Source organism: Acidovorax sp. LjRoot194 (assembly GCF_964253015.1).
Classification (GTDB): domain Bacteria; phylum Pseudomonadota; class Gammaproteobacteria; order Burkholderiales; family Burkholderiaceae_C; genus Acidovorax.
On sequence record NZ_CAXUQB020000001.1, the window covers coordinates 70,273 to 89,000 of the forward strand.

Below are 18,728 nucleotides of genomic sequence, written 5' to 3' on the forward strand. Positions count from 1 at the left end.
CGCGGGCAGAGCGCGTCGCGGTGTAGCATTCACCTTTTACCGTCCTGGCCTGGGCACTGCGGCCTGCGGCGACGGTTTTCATCCCCACTGCGAAGACCCTTGACGATGCTTGAGCTCCACGGCAATGCCACCCAGGCCGCTCCAGGCGCCGGGACGGGGTGCGCGCCGCTGGGTCGCTGCACGATAGCTGCCTGACCATGTCATCAGCCCACGCACCCGAAGAGGCAGCGCGGCTTTTGGCACTGCAGTCCTACGCGATCCTCGACACCCCTGCCGAGGAAGGCTTCGACCAGTTGGCGGCCCTGGCCGCGCAGGTGTGCGGCTGCCCCATCGCGGTGGTCAACTTTCTCGACGGCGAGCGCCAGTGGTTCAAGGCGTCGGTGGGCCTGGCGTTTCAGCAGACCGAGCGCGCCATCGCGTTCTGCGCGCATGCGCTGGACGGCCGCCGCGACCCGATGGTGGTGCCCGACGCCGCCCTGCACCCCGTGCTGGCCAGCAACCCGCTGGTGGTGGGCGATCCGCATGTGCGCTTTTATGCCTGCGTGCCGCTGGTCACGCCCGAGGGCTTTGCCCTGGGCACCCTGGCCGTGGTCGACACCGTGCCGCGCACGCTGCAGGACGCACAGATCGACGCCCTCAAGATGCTGGCGGGCCAGGCCATGGTGCAGTTGGAGCTGCGCCGCCAGAAGCGGCTGCTGGCCCACCTGGTGCGCGAGCGCGACCAGATGCACGCCGAGATGGTGGCCCAGGGCGAGGCGCTGCGCGCGGCCGGGCGCATCGCGCGCATCGGCGGCTGGACGGTGGAGCTGCCCGGCCAGCAGTGGACCTGGTCGCAGGAGATCGCGGCCACCTACGGGCTTGCGCAGCGGCAAAGCGGCCTGGCGCAGGTGCTGCAGCTGTACACGCCGCCCTACCGCGGCGTGATGCAGCGGGTGCTGGACGACTGCCTGCAGCACGGCACGCCGTTCGACATCGAGGCAGAGGCGCTGATGCCGGGCGAGCGGCACTTCTGGGTGCGCACCGCGGGGCAGGCGGTGCGCGGTGCCGAAGGGCAGATCCTGCGCATCCAGGGCGCCTTCCAGGACATCACCACCCAGCGCCGCGCCCACCAGGCACAGCGCGAGAGCGAGGAGCGCTTTCACCTGGTCTCGCGTGCCACGGCCGATGCGGTGTGGGACTGGAACCTGTTCACCGACCACATCTGGTGGAACGAGGGCATGCAGACCTTGTTCGGCGTGCCGCCCGACCAGCTGCAGGCCGACAGCAGCTCCTGGACGTCACGCCTGCACCCCGAGGACAGCGGTGCGGTGACCACCGGCATCCACGCGGTGATCGACGGCAACGACACGCACTGGTCGAGCGAATACCGCTTTCGCCGCCACGACGGCAGCTACGCCTGGGTGCTGGACCGCGGCTTCGTGATCCGCGACGGCAGCGGCAAGGCGGTACGCATGGTGGGCGGCATGGCCGACATCAGCCGGCAAAAGCTTGCCGAGATCGATGCGCAGCGCGATGCGCAGAACCACGCCGAGCTGCTGCAGGTGCAGCAGCGCATCTCGTCGATGGCACTGCCGCTGCACGAGGCGCTTCAGCTCGTGGCCGACACGGTGCTGCACCAGACCCAGGCACGCGGCGCGCTGGTGGAGCTGCTGCGCGACCAGCAGCTGGTGGCGCAGGCGGCAGCGGGCGACCATGTGCGCCCGGTGGGCCACCTGCTGCCGGTGGACCAGAGCCTGCTGTGGCCCACGCTGCGCGAGGGCCGCACCGTGGTGTGCAACGACACCGAGGCCGCGGGCTGGGACATGGCCTCGCTGCCGCACCGCCAGGGCGTGCGCTCGGTGATGGCAGTGCCGCTGCGCACGGCCGAGGGCGTGGTGGGCTCGCTCAAGGTCACGTCGGACCAGCCCCAGGCGTTCTCGCGGCGCGATGTGGCCCACCTCGAGATCCTGACCGAGTCGCTCGGCTCCATGGTGCAGCTGCGGCATGTGGCCGCGCAGCTGCGCGCGTCCGAGCAGCAGTACCGCATGCTGTTCGACGAGCACCCGCACCCGATGTGGGTGTACGACAAAGCAACGCTGCGCCTGCAGGCGGTGAACCAGTCCATGGTGACGCACTACGGCTACGCTGAGGCCGAACTGCTGGCCATGCAGATGACCGACCTGTGGCCCGCCGAGCGCCGCGCAGCCATCAAGGCCAGCATCGATGCGATCCCGATGGACCAGCGCAACCGGCCTGTGGTGAGCCGCCACCTCAAGAAGGACGGCTCGATGATGGACGTGGAGATCACGGCCGGCAGCATCAGCTTCAATGGTCGCCCCGCGCGCCAGGTGCTGGCCACCGACGTGACCGAGCGCCTGCGCACCGAGCGCGAGCTGGCGCGCATGGGCCGCGCGCAGCGCCTGCTCAGCGCCTGCAACGAGACCCTGGTGCGCGCCACGTCCGAAACTGCGCTGCTGCAGGCCATCTGCCAGATCGCGGTGGACATCGGCGGCTACCGCATGGGCTGGGTGGGCTTTGCACGCGACGACGAGCGCAAGTCCATCGAGCCCGTGGCCCATGCCGGCTACAACCAGAACTACCTGGAGAACCTGCACCTGTCGTGGTCGGCCGACGACCCGTACGGGCGGGGCCCGGCGGGCACGGCGGTGCGCTCGGGCAAGCCGGTGATCGTGCAGGACATCCGCGCCGAGGGCGACTTCGCCGACTGGACAGAGCGCATGCTGGAGCACGGGTTCCATGGCGTGATCTGCCTGCCGCTGCAGCAGCGCGACCGCGACCAGGACCGCACGTTCGGCCTGCTGTACCTGTATGCGCCCGACATCCTGCAGATCAGCGCGCAGGAGGCCGCGCTGCTGCAGGAGCTCTCCAACGACGTGGCCTTCGGCATCACCAGCCTGCGCGCACACAAGGCGCAGCAGCGGCTGCAGGCCTCTGTGCTCAAGGTGGCGGCGGCCGTGTCGGCCAGCACGGGCACCGAGTTCTTCGTGCAGCTGGTGCGCAACATGGCCGATGCGCTGGGCGCTCAAGGTGGCTGCGTGGTGCGGCTGCTGCCCGGCAGCGAAGGTCAGCCCGACCGGGTGACCACGCTGGCGGCCGTGCTCGACGGCCACATGCTGTCCAACGACGAGTACATGCTGGAGGGCACGCCCAGCCAGATGCTGCTCAGCCAGCGCGAGTACGTGGTGGCCGACAAGGTGCAGCAGGCGTTTCCGTCCGCGCCCATGCTGCGCCTGGTGGGCGCGCAGGGCTATGCGGGCCAGCAGCTGTGCAACGGTGACGGCGAGGTGGTGGGCATCGTGTTCGTGCTGTTCCGCCAGCCCATCGCCGAGACGGATTTCATCACCTCCACGCTGCAGATCTTTGCCGCGCGCGCCTCGGCCGAGATCGACCGGCAGCTGGCCGATGCGCGCATCCGCCACCAGGCGTCGCTGCTGGACAAGGCGCAGGACGCCATCCTGGTGCGCGACCTGACCCACCGCATCATCTTCTGGAACAAGAGCGCCGAGCGCCTGTACGGCTGGTCGAAGCTGCAGGCGCTGGGCCAGTCCATCGAGACGCTGCTGTACGACGACCCCGCGCATTTTCGGCATGCCACGCAGGCGGTGCTGGAGCAGGGCGAGTGGACGGGCGAGATCGTGCAGTACCACCGCGACGGCAGCACCATCGAGGTGGAAGGCCGCTGGACGCTGGTGCGCGGCGACGACGGCCACCCGCAGTCCATCCTGGCCATCAACACCGACATCCGCCAGCGCAAGGCCAGCGAGCGCGAGATCCAGCGCCTGGCGTTCTACGACGCGCTCACCGGCCTGCCCAACCGCATGCTGCTGATGGACCGCATCGGCCACGCGCTGGCCAACGCCAACCGCCGCCACCACGGCGGGGCGCTGCTGTTCATCGACCTGGACAACTTCAAGACGCTGAACGACACGCTGGGCCATGACCAGGGCGACCTGCTGCTGCAGCAGGTGGCGCAGCGCCTGAACACCTGCGTGCGCAGCGTGGACACCGTGGCGCGGCTGGGTGGCGACGAGTTCGTGGTGATGCTGGAAGAGCTGAGTGCCAAGCCGCACGAACTGGCTCTGCACGCGCGCGGCGTGGGCGAAAAAATCCTCACCATGCTGGCCGTGCCGTATGCGCTGGCAGGCTACCAGTACCGCAGCACGCCCAGCATCGGCATTGCGCCGTTCACCGGCGAGCAGACCAGCGTGGGCGAGCTGCTCAAACAGGCGGACCTGGCCATGTACCAGGCCAAGACGGCGGGGCGCAACACGCTGCGCTTCTTCGACCCCGACATGCAGGCGGTGGTGACGGCCCGCGCGGGCCTGGAGACCGACCTGCGTGCAGCCCTGGCGCAAGAGGAGTTCCTGCTGCACTTTCAGCCGCAGATGCACCAGACGGGCCTGTGCGTGGGGGTGGAGGCGCTGGTGCGCTGGGCCCACCCGCAGCGCGGCATGGTCTCGCCCGCGCAGTTCATCCCGCTGGCCGAAGAAACCGGGCTGATCCTGCCGCTGGGCCGCTGGGTGCTGCACACCGCGTGCAAGCTGCTGTCGAGTTGGCAGGACGACCCCGCCCTGGCCCACCTGACCATGGCGGTGAACGTGAGCTCGCGCCAGTTCCGCCATGCCAGCTTTGTGGACGACGTGGCCCGGGTGCTGGCCATCACCGGCGCACCGGCCCATTTGCTCAAGCTCGAGCTCACCGAGAGCCTGCTGGTGGAAGACATGGAAACCACCATCGCCACCATGGCCGCGCTGCGCAGCTACGGCGTGGGGTTCTCGCTGGACGACTTCGGCACCGGCTATTCGAGCCTGAGTTACTTGAAGCGCATGCCGCTCGACCAGCTCAAGATCGACCAGAGCTTCGTGCGCGACCTGCTCACCGACCCCAACGACGCGGCCATCGTGGACACCATCATCGGCTTGTCGCGCAGCCTGGGCCTGCAGGTGATCGCCGAAGGCGTGGAGACGCCCGAGCAGCGCGAGCTGCTGGCCCATGCGGGGTGCATGCACTACCAGGGCTATCTGTTCAGCCGGCCGCTCTCGGCCGACGTGCTGGCGACCTTTCTCAAGCCCGCCGCGGGCTGATCCATAGTTTTTTCAGACGCTGCCCAGGGCACTGGGTGGCGTCTATGCGTGTTTTGCGTCCGCTGCCGCCCATGGCAGGGAGTGCGATGGCGCACTGAGAGCCTCATGTCGGGCCCTTGGCTCGTCTTGCGGGGGGAGGGGTCTGCCCCAGGGCTTACCGGCCTTCACGGCCTCTCAGGCTGTGTCCAGCGGCCTTTGCTGAACGCCACCCCTTCTGGAAGCTTCTGCTCCGTCGACCCCTTCCCCCTTGCAGTACCCATCCGGCGCCAGCTTCAGCGTGGGCCAGGGCTTCGGGAAGTTGTCCCTGTTTTCTTCTTTATTTTCTTTATAAATACATAGTCGTAGTAGTAGAGGCAGGCTTTTGGTGTGGACAACTGCCTTTTTCCCAGACACGGCAAGCACTTGCGCGCCGCCTAACCCTGTGGGTCAGCCCCTCTTTCCGCTGTCGCACCGGCGGGGACAACAACCAGGAATCGTCGCTGCCTGTGGACAACCGGGTAGTTGTGCAAAAACTATCCCCAGTTTTACGCACCGGCAGATGGTGTCGCAAACATCTGCATAAAAACCCGGTCTACCGCTTGACTGGTAAAGGTTAATAGCTACTGAATTTGTAGCAAACACTGGTTTTCGACGCCGCTGCGACGCGGTGACGGCCCCTTTTTCCTGATGGGTTTCGGCACCGTGGACAGCGTCGGCTCCCCGTTCATGAAGTCGCGGACGGCAGAAACCCATCGCTCATCCCCATCCAAGTTCAGCGTCTACGGCCTGGCCGAAGGGCGAGGCAACGTGTCCACCCAACGGCTGCATTGCCCCGGATTTAGGGTGTCTTGTTATTCATTGATAGTTCTATTTATAAATAGCAGTAGTAGTAGAGCAGGCCTGTTTCTGTGGACAAGGCTGGTTTCCCCAATGCTGGCGCGCACTTGCGTCGCTTCAAACACTGTGGGACGCAGGCCTTGAACTTCGGGGCTCGCAGACAACAACTTCGGGCCGCGGCATTTTTGTGTGGATAACTGCCCGGTTGTGCCAGAACTGCCCCCAGACTTATCCACAGTGGGGCCTGGGGCCTGTGCGCTGTCGCCGACGACCCCTTGACCCGCAAAAACCGCTGGTCCGGCTACCCCCGCAAAAAAGCCCGGGGTCCTGGACAGGACCCCGGGCTCCGGGTGGGCTGCCGGTGGGCAGCGGTGGGCGTTACTTGGCCGGTGCAGCGGCGGGCGCTGGCTTGCCTGAGGCGTCACCATGGTGGTGGCGGTCGCCGCCCTTGCCGTGGCGGCGGCCTTCACCGTCGCCGTGCGGGCCGCCGCGGTGGTGGCGGCTGGCTTGTGCATCGAAGGTCTTTTGCTGTTCGGGCGTCAGCGTGGTGTAGAAGGCCTTGGTCGCCTCGCCACGGCGGTCGGCCTCGGCGGCATGCTGGGCGCGCAGGGCCCGCATGCGGTCGATGCGCTCGGGCGTCGTCAGCTTGTCCATGTCCTTGCGGTCCAGGCGTGCGGTGCGCTCGCCGGGTTGCAGGGCCGTGGTGAAGGTGGTCCAGCCCGATTCCTGTGCAGGCGTCAGCTTGAGCTGGTCCTTCAAGGCGGCCATGCGTTTTGCCTGGTGGGCCTGACGGGCCTGGTGGCGTTCGTGGTGGTCCCGGCGCGGCTCGCCGGCTTGGCGGGTCTGGCGGGCTTCAGGGGCGGTGGCGCTGGTGGCCGACGGGGCGGTTGCAGGGCTGGCAGGTGCCTGTTGCGCCAGAGCGGGCAGGGCCAGGGCAGCCAGAACAGCGGTGGCAACAAAGCGGCGTGGAAGTTGGAAAGCCATGGTGTGAGTCCTTTCACAGGGGGTTGGTATCCGCTGCACCCAGGCTGGTCAGCGGTTGAGAGTCAGTGTCCGCCCGCCATGTATCGCCGCCGTGCCCACTGGGTGAGGCTGTGTAAAGTTGTGACAAGAAGCTCCGTACGCGGAGCGGGTTTTGAGGTGTTATCAGCCTCTACCGCCTGTCTATCCAGCGCTGGCAGCTATTGAATTTGTAGCGGTGCTGCGTGTGGATGTTGCGAAGCCTGCGGTGCGGCGCGAGACCGGCGCCCACAGCCCCGACAATGGCGGATTCGCCGTTTGCCCGTTGTTCGCTCAACGCCTAGAAGAGAAGAAGGTTGTCCCGTGTTCAAGAACATGATCGTGTACCGCATTGCCCCCCAATGGCAGGTGGAGTTGACCCAGGTCGAGGAAGCGCTGGCCAAGGCGCCTTTCATGGAGTGCGGCGCCACGCAGGAAAAGTCGCTGGGCTGGGTGCCCCCGCGCGGCGACGCCCACGGCCCGCTGGCCGAATCGGTCGGGGGCCAGTGGATCCTGCGTTTCATGGTCGAGTCCAAGGTGCTGCCCGGCAGCGTGCTGGCGCGCAGGGTGAAGGAAAAGGCCGAGCGCATCGAGCAGGAAACCGGCCGCAAGCCCGGCAAGAAGGAAAGCAAGGAGCTCAAGGACGAGGCCAAGCTCGACCTGCTGCCCATGGCCTTCACCAAGCAGGGCTCGATGTGGATCTGGATCGACACGGCGTCCCGCCTGCTGGTGCTCGACACCTCCAGCCAGGGCCGCGCCGATGAGGTGGTCACGCTGCTGGTCGAGTCGCTGCCCGGCCTGTCGGTGTCGCTCATCAACACCCAGACCAGCCCGCAGGCGGCCATGTCCCACTGGCTCAAGGAGCAGGAGCCACCCGTGGGCTTCACCGTGGACCGCGAGTGCGAGCTCAAAAGCGCCAGCGAAGAAAAGTCCGTGGTGCGCTACGCCCGCCACGCGCTCGACATCGAAGAGGTGCAGGCCCATATCGACGCCGGCAAGCTGCCCACCAAGCTCGCGATGACCTGGGACGACCGCGTGTCGTTCATGCTCACCGAGGGCTTCCAGATCAAGAAGGTGTCGTTCCTCGACACGGTGTTCGAGGGCACCAAGGCCGACGGCGGCGGCTTCGATACCGACGTGGCGATTGCCACGGGCGAGCTGGTGAAACTGATCCCCGACCTGATCGAGGCGCTGGGGGGCGAGGCAGAGAGCGGCGTGGCCAGCGCTGCGCAGGCGGTGGCGGCGGGTGGTGACAGCGCTCCGTCATCAGCCCCGGGTTCCGGCTCCGGCCTGGCTGCGGCCGCGCCAGCGCCACCCAAAGGCAAGGACGTGGCGAGCCGCTCGATCACCGGGCCGGCCACGGCGCCGGTGGACACGGACCCGGAAGCGGCGCCGTTCTGACGACCCTCGCCAGAGCCGAGTTCAACACCGGAGAGGCGCTCTCAACGCCCGGTGAACTGCGGGCTCTGGCGCGCATGGAACGCCTCGACCCCTGCCTTGAAGTCCTGCGTGCCCGCGCACTGCACGAACGCTGCGGCCTCGGCCGCCAGTTGCTCGGGCAGGCTGCGGTCCATTGAATCGCGCATCAGCCGCTTCATCGCGCCGTAGGCCAGCGTGGGGCCGCTGGCAAAGCGTGCGGCCAGGGCGGCGGTGGCCGCGTCCAGGTCCGCCGCTGGCACCACGCGGTTGACAAGGCCCAGGCGCAGGGCGTCCTCGGCCGTGAAGGCGTCGCCCAGCAGGGCGATCTCCAGCGCCTTGCGCACACCCACCAGCCGCGGCAGCGCCCACGATGCGCCCACGTCGCAACTGGTGCCCAGGTTGATGTAGGCCAGGTTGAAGCGCGTGCCCTCGGCCACCAGCACGTAGTCGGCCATCAGCAGCAGGCTCAGGCCCGCGCCCGCGGCCACGCCGTGCACCTGGGCGATGACGGGGGCGTTCATCTGTGCGAGCAGCGGCAACGCCTGGTTCAGCGGCGTGAGGATGTCGATGGCCCCCTGCACCGGCTGGGCCCGCAGCGTGGCCAGGTCGCCACCGGCCATGAAGCCCCGGCCGTTGCCGCGCAGCACCACGGCGCGCACGGTGGGGTCGGTGGCCAGCGCCTGCACAGCGGCCAGGAAGGCGTTGGCCATGGCCACGTCGATGGCGTTGAGCGCGTCGGGCCGGTTCAGGCGCAGCGTGGCGATGGGCCCGTCGCGTTCCAGCAGCACGGGGGCGGCGGGGTCGGTAGGTTCGGTCACAGTGCTTTTCATGGTCGATGTGTGTCTGGTGCCGGATGGCTGTGCGCTGATAGCTCCTGTTTTGATAGTGGCGGCGTGGCCGGCATGGGGCATCGGTGTTTTCCCCCGCCCGGGCGCCGCCGCCAGGGCCCTGCGGCACCATGGGCCTCCGTTGGCAGGCCATTGAGCAGGCGTCGACCACGCGCCGAACAGGCTTTAATACGCACATGACCAAGACGACCACTGCTGCTGCGACGACCCCAGCGCCCCGGCGGCGCCAAGGTGCTGCCGCTGCCCCTGCTGTCCCCGCCGTCCCTGCAGTGGCGGCCGCGCCGCGGGCCCCCGAGTCGCCCCGCGAGCGCCAGCGCGAGGCCAAGCGCAACGCCGTGCTGCAGGCGGCGGCGCAGCTGTTCAACGAGCGCGGCTTTCACGCCACCTCGCTCGACGACATCGCCGCACGCCTGAACGTGACCAAGCCCACGCTGTACTACTACGTGAAGAACAAGGACGAGATCCTGCTGCAGTGCGTGGGCCAGGGCCTGGCCATGATGCTGGAAGGCATCGACGCCTCGCGCGCAGCGGGCGGCCAGGCCGTTGACCAGCTCATCACCTGCATGCAGGTCTATGCACGCATCGTCACGCAGGACTTCGGCATGTGCCTCATCCGCGTCGGCGACGAGCAACTGCCACCCGAGGCCCGCAGAGAGCTGCGCCGCCTCAAGTCCGCCGTCGACCAGGAATTCCGCCGCCTGGTGGCCGAGGGCGTGGCAGAGGGCTCGCTCGCGCCGTGCGATCCGAAGATGACGGCGTTCGTCATCGCCGGCGCTCTGAGCTGGATCGGCCGCTGGTACCAGCCCGGCGGGCAGTACACGCCAGAGCAGGTGGCGGCGCAGTGCATCGGTACGTTGATGGGTGGGGTGGTGCGGCGGGTGGATGGCACGGGGATGGCACAAGCGCCACAGCCAGCGCGTGTGCATGCATCAGTGGTTGCATCTGAATCTTCAGCTTACGCAGAGCCTGTGCGTAAACGCCGCGCGGTGTCTTCGGGGAAGGCGTCGATAAAAGTGAATGGGAAAAATAGCTGACACGATTTTCGCACCTCAACTTCGAGTGCGGCAAGCATGACATCGGCAGTGCATGCCTCGTCAACAGGGCAGGCGGGAAGCAATCGAAGCTTAAGAACGCATGAGACCTCTCAAATGTCAGAACTATCGTTCTATAGCTTCAACTAAAGGCCTGAAATGGATTGGTGCTTTAAGCAAAGCTTTATAACTTATTGTTTTTGAAAGAATTTTTAAGAAATTACGAATCCTTAAAGTTTTTCAATCGATGTCCAAACTTTAGAGAATTTAGCGCTGGACAAGATGCCAACGTGCCCAACGGCGCTCACCGAGCAGCATAAGGTTGCCTTCTGTGCGCAGCTCGCGCAACAGTTCCCGCACAGCACTTTCGGGTAGTGACGGCAATACTTGCCGCAGCTCTGCCAGTGGCGCACCTTGGCCCTCCTGTTTGCTCAGATGCTTGATCAGAAGCGCTTTATTCGTTTCGCGGTCCAAGCCTCGTTGGCGGGTGTGTGTTCCCTTGGATCCCAGAGATGCATACAACGCCTCGGACAAGATGTACCGTGTGTTCTTTCCACGCCCTATCGATTCGACCGCGCCAGCTGCCACAAGGCTTGGCAAACGCTCTTTGAGCGATGTGCTCAGTTCTTTTTCCTGATGCAGTCGCTCCAGCGCCAAATAGTCCAGTGTCGAAAAGGTGCGCAACGTCTCTTCGCCCAATCGTTCCATGAACCGCACAAACGCCGGATTGCGTACACCGCCTTCCAATGTCAGACGTACCTCGTGCGCGGCCGTGCCTGCGAAGCTTGGCAAGGGCTTGCCCTGTCGCACAGCGCTTTCCATCATCAAGTTCATGCCCTGGCCTGAACGTTCGATAAGCCCGCAGCGTGCCAGAGCCTCTGCCAAGCGGCGATTGCGAGGATATTGCTGATCAATGATATTTTCCGGAGTGATGCCTGGAGGCAAACCGCCGGGGCTTACCACTTCCAATCGCTTGGCAAATTGCCGAATGAAGATAGATCCACCTAGACGGTAGTCGCGATGGGCGACCGCGTTCAATATGGCTTCGCGAACCGGTACTTCGGCGAACGTAGGCAGGTCCATGCGAAAGAAGTCGTCCTGGTAGCTCTGCCGGTCATTGCGCAGATTGATCTTTTTCCACAGATCGTCCTGCCAGGCGAAGAATCCAGCGCGATACTCTTCCCGGTCGGCCGCCGGGCCTGCGGCTTCAGACGACCGGTATTCGAATACGAGTTCCGCCTGAGCCAGCCAACGCGTCAGTCCTGCACGTGTGCCTAGCAGAACGAGCGCTGCGTAACTCACCTGATCGCCTTCCACCAACAGTTCGGCGTCGCGCAGAACCTGTAGGTCGCTCCTCTCGCGCTTGCGTGGATCATTGCTTTTTCTGGCCCAGCGATCGCGAAAAAGTGCGATGGATTCAGGCGACAGGTCGGCCAGCGTGGCGCCAGGACAAGGCTGCGCAGAAAAGTCTGGGCCAGTCTCGGCAAAGATATCGCGCAATTCTTGACTGCCCAATGCGGCAAGGTCATCACCGGCCCGTTTGAAGTAGCAGCCGTCGATTTCCCATGCCGTGCCTGGCAAGCGGGAAGGCACGTGCACGATGACTACACGCCCTTCGGGCAGGTGGAGTTCTTCGACTGGAATGCGATGCCCCAATCGTTGGTGCAAACCTGCTTCCGTGCGCTCTGGTGCTTCGAAGGCCAACGAACCGACAATTCGTCGAGGTCGCTTGTCTGTCACGCCCAGCACCATGGTGCCGCCACCTTCGTTGGCCAGTGCAACGCAGTACTTCAGCAGCTTTTCAAAATCGTAGCGTTGCTTGGCCTCCTTGAACTCCAGGCGCTGGCCTTCGGGTTCAAGCAACCACTGTTGGAGTTGGGTGACGGACGTTGGCATGACTGCAGTTGCGGACGATGGGCTCAAAGATTTCAGTAGCGCTGTCAGGCTTCGGGCCGAAGCATGCCGATTTATATCGGGTAGCAGTCCTTACGGTCCCAAGTCTAGCTTTGCGCACCGACCAAGGGCGCAACTGCCTGTTTCTCAAATATGACCTGGACGGGGCAGTCGGTCACATCAACGCTCCGCCACCCTCGCCAGGTCATCCAGGATCGGGCAATCCGGCCGCTCGTTCCCCTTGCAGCACGACACCAGCGTCTGCAGGCTGCGTTGCATGGCCTGCATCGAGGCAATGCGCTCGCTCAGGTCGTCGATGTGGGACTGGGCGATGCGCTTGACCTGGCTGCTCGCGCGGCTGCGGTCGTGCCACAGGGCGAGCAGCTCGGCGATCTCTTCCATCGAGAAGCCCAGGTCGCGGCTTCTGCGGATGAAGTGCAGGGTGTGCACGTCCGCCTGGGTGTACTGGCGGTAGCCGCTGTCGGTGCGGGCCACGGCGGCCAAGAGGCCCAGGGACTCGTAGTGGCGCACCATGCGGGCCGAGATGCCCGCGCTGCGGGCGGCCTCGCCGATGGTCAGGGGCCGGCCGTGGGGGATGGCTGCTTTGCCAGTGCCTTTGCTGCTGCTGTCCGCAAGGCCCGGGGCGCGGGGGGCGGTGGCGGCGCTCATGGCGCGACGGTATAGCCTTCTTCGGCGATGGCCGCGGCCAGGGCGGCGCGGGGCGTGGTGGCGTTGCCGACTTCCACGCGGCCGGTGCTGCGGTCGATGCGCACGGTGGCGCCGGGGTCGGCGGATTGCACGGCCTGCGTCACGGCGCGCTCGCAGTGGCCGCAGGTCATGCCCTGCACGTCAAAGAGCTGGGTGGCGGCGGCATAGGGGGTGTCGTTCGTGGTCATGGTGGCTCCTGGAAGTCCTGTGGGGGTGGTCCGACGGGTATCGGTAAGGTGTCAGGACGCCAGCGTAAACCTTCACACGATGGCAAGGTCAAGGCCCATGCAACGACCCCACGGCCTGTGGGCAGGCCCGGCGCGGCTGTGCGGACTGTCTGCTATTAAAAATATAGCTGCCAGCGCGCTTCCATCCAGCGGTAGGGGCTTTTTTTGCTCGAACGAACTACTTGGGCCGGGGGCGGCGCACGCCGGCGTCGGGCTGCACCAGGCGGCCTGCGCGCAGTTCGGTGATGGCCACGGACAGCGCCTCGGCCGCGCCGCGCACTTCCGCCTGCATGGCGGTGTCGCGGTCCAGCACCTCGTGGCTTTGGGCGTAGCTTTCGTAGTAGCCGATGTAGCGGTCCAGGCGTGCCTTGGGGCCTGCGTCGATGAAGCCCATCCAGTCGAGCCAGTCCGACAGGCCCCGGCGCGTCATCTCGATGCCGGCCACGTCGCCGTGCACGGCCAGCGCGTAGGCGCGGCCGGCCAGGTGCTTGGGGTAGTCCCAGCCTGCCAGCTCCAGCGCCTTGGCCTCGGTGGCCTTCTTGCCGTGGGTGGTGGTGGGGTCGGGGTTGCCGCCGTCGGCGCAGACCAGGCGGTCGATCATGAGCTTGAGCGGGCTCGGGGCCTGGTACCAGTACACGGGGGTGATGATCATCACGCCGTGCGCGGCGGTGAAGCGTTCGTAGATCTCGTTCATCCAGTCGCCGGTCTGGCGCTCGGCATGGTTGGGGTAGCAGCTGCACGGAAAGTGGCACAGCGGCATGGCGGTGGACACGCAGCCCTTGCACGGATGGATGTGGCGCCCGTAGTCGGAGGTGACGCGGCTCAGGTCGAGCAGGTCGACTTCGATCTGCGCGCCCGCCAGCACGTCGCGCGCCATGTTCAGCATGCGCCAGCTCTTGGAGATCTCGCCGGGGCAGGTGCCGTCGTTGCGGGCCGATCCGCACACCAGCAGCGCGCGGGCTGGCGCTGCCTTGTCGGCCCAGCGGGTGCGGGCGGCGTCGATGCGCTCCTTGGCCTCGATCCAATCCACCGACAGGTCGTAGTCCGGGTCGGCATAGCCCGGCCCGGCCTTGCGGGTGCGCGGGGCCTTGCGGCCTTCGTCGTAGTTGCGCCAGGCGATGGCCTCGATGCGGTCGAGCGCATCGGGGGCCTCGTCGGCAAAGCGCGGGTCGCGGAAGTCCTGCAGGAACCGCTCGCGGAATTCGGCGCGCTCCAGTGGGGGCGGGGCCTGGCCGGTGCGGGGTTGCGGGGGCGTGGTGTTTTGGGTGGGTGTGGGGCCGGTCGTCATGCGGCCATTGAGCGCTGCAGGGCAAGGCGGTGCTATCGGACAACATGCCGTGAAGGACTCGGAGCCGCTTGACCTTGCCATCATGTCAAGGTGTACGGTAGAGCATGCACCCCCCTGAGATGCTGCGCATTTCCCCGCTCTCCTTCGGGAAGGGGACGCACCCGGTGGCCCGGCACAGCCGGTTCCACGGGTGCACTGGCATCGGCCGCGCTGGTGCGTTGGCAGCGGGCGACATACGCAACCCAGAACTCATAAGTACATGACGACAAACACTATCGGTACCTCTCCCACACCCCTCGCCGCGGTCACGGACTCGCTCGACCTGGGCATCGGCGGCATGACCTGTGCCAGCTGCGTGTCGCGCGTGGAGCGCGCGCTGCGCAAGGTGCCCGGCGTGCAGGACGCCACCGTGAACCTGGCCACCGAGTCCGCGCGCGTGGCCTGGGCGCCGGGCGCGGCGGCCGGTGCGGCAGACGCGGCGGCCATGGACACCTTGCTGCGCCGCGCGGTGCGCAACGCCGGCTACGAGCCGCGTGCCGCCGGGCAGGCCGATACTGCCGAAGACCTGTCGCCCTGGGCGGGCTTCCTGCCCGTGGGCATCGGCCTGCTGCTGTCGGCGCCGCTGGTGGTACCCATGTTGGGAGACCTTTTCGGCCAGCAGTGGATGCTGCCCGCCTGGGTGCAGTTCGCGCTGGCCACGCCGGTGCAGTTCATTCTGGGCGCACGCTTCTACAAGGCCGGCTGGCATGCGCTGAAGGCGCTGGCGGGCAACATGGACCTGCTGGTGGCGCTGGGCACGAGCGCGGGTTGGGGGCTGTCGGTGTGGCTGTGGCTCACTGCGCCCGCGGGCCACCCGGGGCAACCCGGGCATGTGCCGCACCTGTACTTCGAGGCCTCGGCCGTGGTGATCACGCTGGTGTTGCTGGGCAAGTGGCTGGAGGCCCGTGCCAAGCGCCAGACCACGGCGGCCATCCGTGCGCTGCACGCGCTCAGGCCCGAGGTGGTGCACCTGTTGACCCAGGCCGGCGAGGCGGATGTGCCCGTGGCCGAGGTGATGGTGGGCGACCGCCTGGTGGTGCGCCCGGGCGAGCGCATCCCGGTGGACGGCACGGTGCACGAGGGCCACACGCAGGTCGATGAATCCATGCTCACCGGCGAACCGCTGCCCGTGGCGCGCGATGTGGGCGCGGGCCTGACAGGCGGCTCCATCAACGGCGACGGCCGCATCGTGATGGCGGTCACCGCCGTGGGCGCCGAGACGGTGCTGGCCCACATCATCCGCCTGGTGGAAGACGCGCAGGCCGCCAAGGCGCCCATCCAGCGCTTGGTGGACGAGGTCTCGGCCATCTTCGTGCCGGTGGTGCTGGGCGTGGCGCTGCTCACCCTGCTGGGCTGGCTGTGGGCCGGCGCGGGCGGGGAGGTGGCGCTGATCCACGCCGTGGCGGTGCTGGTGATCGCCTGCCCCTGCGCGCTGGGCCTGGCCACGCCCGCGGCCATCATGGCGGGCACCGGCGTGGCGGCGAAGCACGGCATCCTCATCAAGGATGCGCAGGCGCTTGAGCTGGCGCACAAGGTGGACACGGTGGCCTTCGACAAGACCGGCACGCTCACCGTGGGGCAGCCGCGCCTCACCGCGTTCGAGGTGGTGGCGGGGCAGGACGAAAGCGTTGTCCTGGCGGCCGTGGCCGCGGTGCAAAGCGGCAGCGAGCACCCGCTGGCCCGCGCCGTGGTGGCCGCTGCCCGGGCGCGCGACCTGCCCATGGCGCAGCCCGATGCCGTGCGCGCCGTGCCCGGCCGCGGCACGGAGGGTGAGGTGCAGGGGGCGAGCTACCTGGTGGGCAGCCTGCGCTGGATGCAGGAGCTGGGCATTGACCTGGGTCCGCTGGCCGCGCGCGCCCAGGCATTGCAGGCCGAAGGCGCCAGCGTGTCGGCCGTGGCCCAGCGCAGTACACAGGGCGCAGAAGGCACACACGGAGCAGGGGGCCTGGTGCTGCGCGCCGTGATGGCCTTTGGCGACGAACCCAAGCCCGGCGCGCGGGAAGCGCTGGCGCAACTGAAGGCGCGGGGCATCCGCACCGTGATGATCTCGGGCGACAACCGGGGCGCGGCCGAAGCCATGGCCCGGCGGCTGGGCCTAGACCCCGCGGCGGGTGAGGTGATGGCCGAGGTGTTGCCGGGGGACAAGGCGGCGCAGGTCGTGGCTTTGCAGGCGGGCGGCAAGACAGTGGCTATGGTGGGAGATGGTGTGAACGACGCACCGGCGTTGGCCGCAGCCGATGTGGGCATGGCCATGGGCAACGGCACCGATGTGGCCATGCATGCAGCCGGCATCACCCTGATGCGCGGAGACCCCCGGCTGGTGGCGGCGGCGCTGGACATATCGCACCGCACGGTGATGAAGATCCGCCAGAACCTGTTCTGGGCCTTTGCTTACAACGTGGCCGGTATCCCCCTGGCGGCGCTGGGTTATCTGAGCCCGGTGGTCGCCGGCGCGGCCATGGCCTTGAGCTCGGTCAGTGTGATGGCGAATGCCCTCTTACTGAAGCGGTGGCGCATGTGATAAATACGTACAGCACGGTCATCGATGTCTGGCAAACTGCAACTTTTTGTTGCAGAGCAGCGCGGGGGCGCGGCTCGCGGCTTCTCCATACCGATACAAGGACGACACATCATGAATCTCTTTTCGTTCATGCGGCAGTTCACCATCCGAATGCGCATGCTGGGGGCCATTGCGGTGGTCCTGGGCCTGCTGGGCCTGCTCGGTGGCGCAGGCATGCTGGGCATGTTCCGCATCCACGACATGAGCCAGGACTTCGTGGACAACTCGTTCGCCAAGGTGGGCTACATGGCCGAGTTGCGCGGCGAGATGGGGGCCATCCGCCAGCACGAAAAGGACATGATCATCGGCTATGAAAAGACCGAGGCCGTGAAGGCCGCGCACGCCAAGTGGCTGGCCAGCCAGGAGAAGGCCAAGAAGATCGCCGCGAAGTTCCTGGAAGGCGAGGAAGACGCGGACAACGTGGTGGTGCGCAAGGTCATCGCCAAGCTGGACAGCTACCGCGATCTCTTCGGGCACGTGGCCCGCCAGCTCGAAGCCAGCGGCTACGACACCGCCACCATCGCCAACCGAATGAGCGGCAAGGCCGTGGCCGAGTTCGACCAGGCCGACACGCTCGTGAGCGAGCTCGACACCGTGCTGCGCGCCGATGTGGACACGGCCATTGCGCAGCAGGCGCGCGTATCGAGCGAGACCAAGTGGCTCTTCGTGCTGGCGGTGCTCATCACCGTGGTGGTGGTGGTGCCGACCACGCTCATGAACATGAACTCCATCTGCAACCCGCTCGAAGAAGCCCGCCGCATGGCGCAGGCGATTGCGGGCGGCGACCTGTCGCAGAAGATCGAGGCCGAAGGCAAGGACGAAGTGGCCGACCTGCAGCGCGCACTGCGCGAGATGCAGCAGGGCCTGGGGTCGCTGGTGGCGCAGGTGCGTGATGCCAGCGGCAACATCGCCACGGCCAGCCAGGAGATCGCCACGGGCAACCAGGACCTGTCGCAGCGCACCGAGCAGACCGCCAGCAATGCACAGGAGGCCGTGTCCTCGCTGTCGCAGCTCACGTCCACCGTGCAGCAGACGGCGTCGTCCTCGCAGATGGCCAACCAGCTCGCCGCATCGGCATCGAACACCGCCACGCACGGCGGCTCGGTGGTGCAGCAGGCGGTCTCCAGCATGCAGGAAATCTCGGCGTCCAGCCGCAAGATCGGCGACATCATCGGCCTGATCGACTCCATCGCCTTCCAGACCAACATCCTGGCGCTGAACGCCGCGGTGGAGGCCGCCCGTGCGGGCGAGCAGGGCCGGGGCTTTGCGGTGGTGGCCAGCGAGGTGCGCAGCCTGGCCCAGCGCAGCGCGGCCGCGGCCAGCGACATCAAGGGCCTGATCAACAACAGCGTGGCGGCCGTGGACGGCGGCGTGCGCCATGTGGAAGGCGCGGGCACGGCCATGAAGGAGATCGTCGCCAGCGTGCAGCGCGTGGGCGACATCATCGGCGAGATCACCGCGGCGGCGTCCGAACAGTCGGCCGGCATCGGCCAGGTCAACCAGTCGGTGGGCGAGATCGACCGCATGACGCAGCAGAACGCGGCGCTGGTGGAACAGTCCGCCGCCGCTGCCGAGTCGCTGCGCGAGCAGGCCGCGCGCCTGTCGCAGGTGGTGCAGCAGTTCCGCCTGGCCGATTCGATGGGGCACGGTGCGGGGCACCATGGAGCCCACCATGCGCCTGTGGCGGCTCCGGCGCAGCAGCGGCAGGCGCTGGCCGGCGGTGCATCGGGCCGGGCACTGCTCACCCGTTGATATAGCGCGCTGACGCCGCCCGCGCCACGGGCACACAGGCCCTGCAGGCTTTCTTAGCTTGCAG

At 67.1% G+C, this 18,728-nt stretch carries 11 protein-coding genes; 5 read left to right on the forward strand and 6 right to left on the reverse strand.

Annotated features, from left to right (window positions below):
• Positions 1–197 precede the first annotated feature (197 nt).
• Positions 198–5,084, forward strand: coding sequence for an EAL domain-containing protein (locus ACSQ3N_RS00340; protein WP_056171602.1), 4,887 nt, complete (start codon positions 198–200; stop codon positions 5,082–5,084).
• Positions 5,085–6,278: 1,194 nt separating this feature from the next.
• Here the strand turns inward: ACSQ3N_RS00340 and ACSQ3N_RS00345 are convergent.
• Positions 6,279–6,884, reverse strand: coding sequence for a Spy/CpxP family protein refolding chaperone (locus ACSQ3N_RS00345; protein ID WP_056171604.1), 606 nt, complete (start codon positions 6,882–6,884; stop codon positions 6,279–6,281).
• Between the two features lie 339 nt (positions 6,885–7,223).
• Here ACSQ3N_RS00345 and ACSQ3N_RS00350 point away from each other — a divergent pair, with 339 nt between their 5' ends.
• Positions 7,224–8,300, forward strand: a complete 1,077-nt coding sequence (locus tag ACSQ3N_RS00350) for a recombination-associated protein RdgC (protein WP_056171606.1) — start codon at positions 7,224–7,226, stop codon at positions 8,298–8,300.
• Positions 8,301–8,341: 41 nt separating this feature from the next.
• On the opposite strand, the gene ACSQ3N_RS00355 is transcribed toward ACSQ3N_RS00350, so the two are convergent.
• Positions 8,342–9,148, reverse strand: coding sequence for an enoyl-CoA hydratase/isomerase family protein (locus tag ACSQ3N_RS00355; protein WP_082517063.1), 807 nt, complete (start codon positions 9,146–9,148; stop codon positions 8,342–8,344).
• Between the two features lie 194 nt (positions 9,149–9,342).
• On the opposite strand from ACSQ3N_RS00355, the gene ACSQ3N_RS00360 reads away from it, so the two are divergent.
• Positions 9,343–10,200, forward strand: a complete 858-nt coding sequence (locus ACSQ3N_RS00360) for a TetR/AcrR family transcriptional regulator (protein ID WP_436145318.1) — start codon at positions 9,343–9,345, stop codon at positions 10,198–10,200.
• 264 nt (positions 10,201–10,464) lie between these two features.
• Here the strand turns inward: ACSQ3N_RS00360 and ACSQ3N_RS00365 are convergent, their stop codons facing one another.
• The 4 genes from ACSQ3N_RS00365 to ACSQ3N_RS00380 all read right to left on the reverse strand — a co-directional run bounded on the left by ACSQ3N_RS00365 (position 10,465) and on the right by ACSQ3N_RS00380 (position 14,313).
• Positions 10,465–12,093 carry an ATP-binding protein gene (locus ACSQ3N_RS00365; RefSeq protein ID WP_056171608.1) on the reverse strand — a complete coding sequence of 543 codons (1,629 nt, stop codon included), beginning with the start codon at positions 12,091–12,093 and terminating at the stop codon, positions 10,465–10,467.
• A 177-nt stretch (positions 12,094–12,270) separates the two neighbouring features.
• Positions 12,271–12,759 carry a Cu(I)-responsive transcriptional regulator gene (gene cueR, locus ACSQ3N_RS00370; RefSeq protein ID WP_436145319.1) on the reverse strand — a complete coding sequence of 163 codons (489 nt, stop codon included), beginning with the start codon at positions 12,757–12,759 and terminating at the stop codon, positions 12,271–12,273.
• Positions 12,756–12,986 carry a heavy-metal-associated domain-containing protein gene (locus tag ACSQ3N_RS00375; protein ID WP_056171610.1) on the reverse strand — a complete coding sequence of 77 codons (231 nt, stop codon included), beginning with the start codon at positions 12,984–12,986 and terminating at the stop codon, positions 12,756–12,758. Before ACSQ3N_RS00375 ends, cueR begins: the two co-directional genes overlap by 4 nt.
• 217 nt (positions 12,987–13,203) lie before the next feature.
• Positions 13,204–14,313, reverse strand: a complete 1,110-nt coding sequence (locus tag ACSQ3N_RS00380; protein ID WP_436127266.1) for a flavodoxin family protein — start codon at positions 14,311–14,313, stop codon at positions 13,204–13,206.
• Positions 14,314–14,572: 259 nt separating this feature from the next.
• Between ACSQ3N_RS00380 and ACSQ3N_RS00385 the strand changes: the two genes are divergently transcribed.
• Positions 14,573–16,873: a heavy metal translocating P-type ATPase gene (locus tag ACSQ3N_RS00385; RefSeq protein ID WP_436145320.1), complete on the forward strand. Its 2,301-nt coding sequence runs from the start codon at positions 14,573–14,575 to the stop codon at positions 16,871–16,873.
• 111 nt (positions 16,874–16,984) lie between these two features.
• Positions 16,985–18,664 (forward strand): methyl-accepting chemotaxis protein, encoded by a 1,680-nt coding sequence (locus ACSQ3N_RS00390; RefSeq protein ID WP_436145321.1) that lies wholly within the window; start codon positions 16,985–16,987, stop codon positions 18,662–18,664.
• Positions 18,665–18,728 lie beyond the last annotated feature (64 nt).

Bases quoted from the DNA above. Each gene is read 5' to 3' on its own strand.
- ACSQ3N_RS00390 (WP_436145321.1), top strand. From the start codon at position 16,985: ATGAATCTCTTTTCGTTCATGCGGCAGTTCACCATCCGAATGCGCATG.
- ACSQ3N_RS00360 (WP_436145318.1), top strand. From the start codon at position 9,343: ATGACCAAGACGACCACTGCTGCTGCGACGACCCCAGCGCCCCGGCGG.
- ACSQ3N_RS00365 (WP_056171608.1), bottom strand. From the start codon at position 12,093: ATGCCAACGTCCGTCACCCAACTCCAACAGTGGTTGCTTGAACCCGAA.
- ACSQ3N_RS00340 (WP_056171602.1), top strand. From the start codon at position 198: ATGTCATCAGCCCACGCACCCGAAGAGGCAGCGCGGCTTTTGGCACTG.
- ACSQ3N_RS00355 (WP_082517063.1), bottom strand. From the start codon at position 9,148: ATGAAAAGCACTGTGACCGAACCTACCGACCCCGCCGCCCCCGTGCTG.
- ACSQ3N_RS00380 (WP_436127266.1), bottom strand. From the start codon at position 14,313: ATGACGACCGGCCCCACACCCACCCAAAACACCACGCCCCCGCAACCC.
- cueR (WP_436145319.1), bottom strand. From the start codon at position 12,759: ATGAGCGCCGCCACCGCCCCCCGCGCCCCGGGCCTTGCGGACAGCAGC.
- ACSQ3N_RS00385 (WP_436145320.1), top strand. From the start codon at position 14,573: ATGACGACAAACACTATCGGTACCTCTCCCACACCCCTCGCCGCGGTC.
- ACSQ3N_RS00345 (WP_056171604.1), bottom strand. From the start codon at position 6,884: ATGGCTTTCCAACTTCCACGCCGCTTTGTTGCCACCGCTGTTCTGGCT.
- ACSQ3N_RS00375 (WP_056171610.1), bottom strand. From the start codon at position 12,986: ATGACCACGAACGACACCCCCTATGCCGCCGCCACCCAGCTCTTTGAC.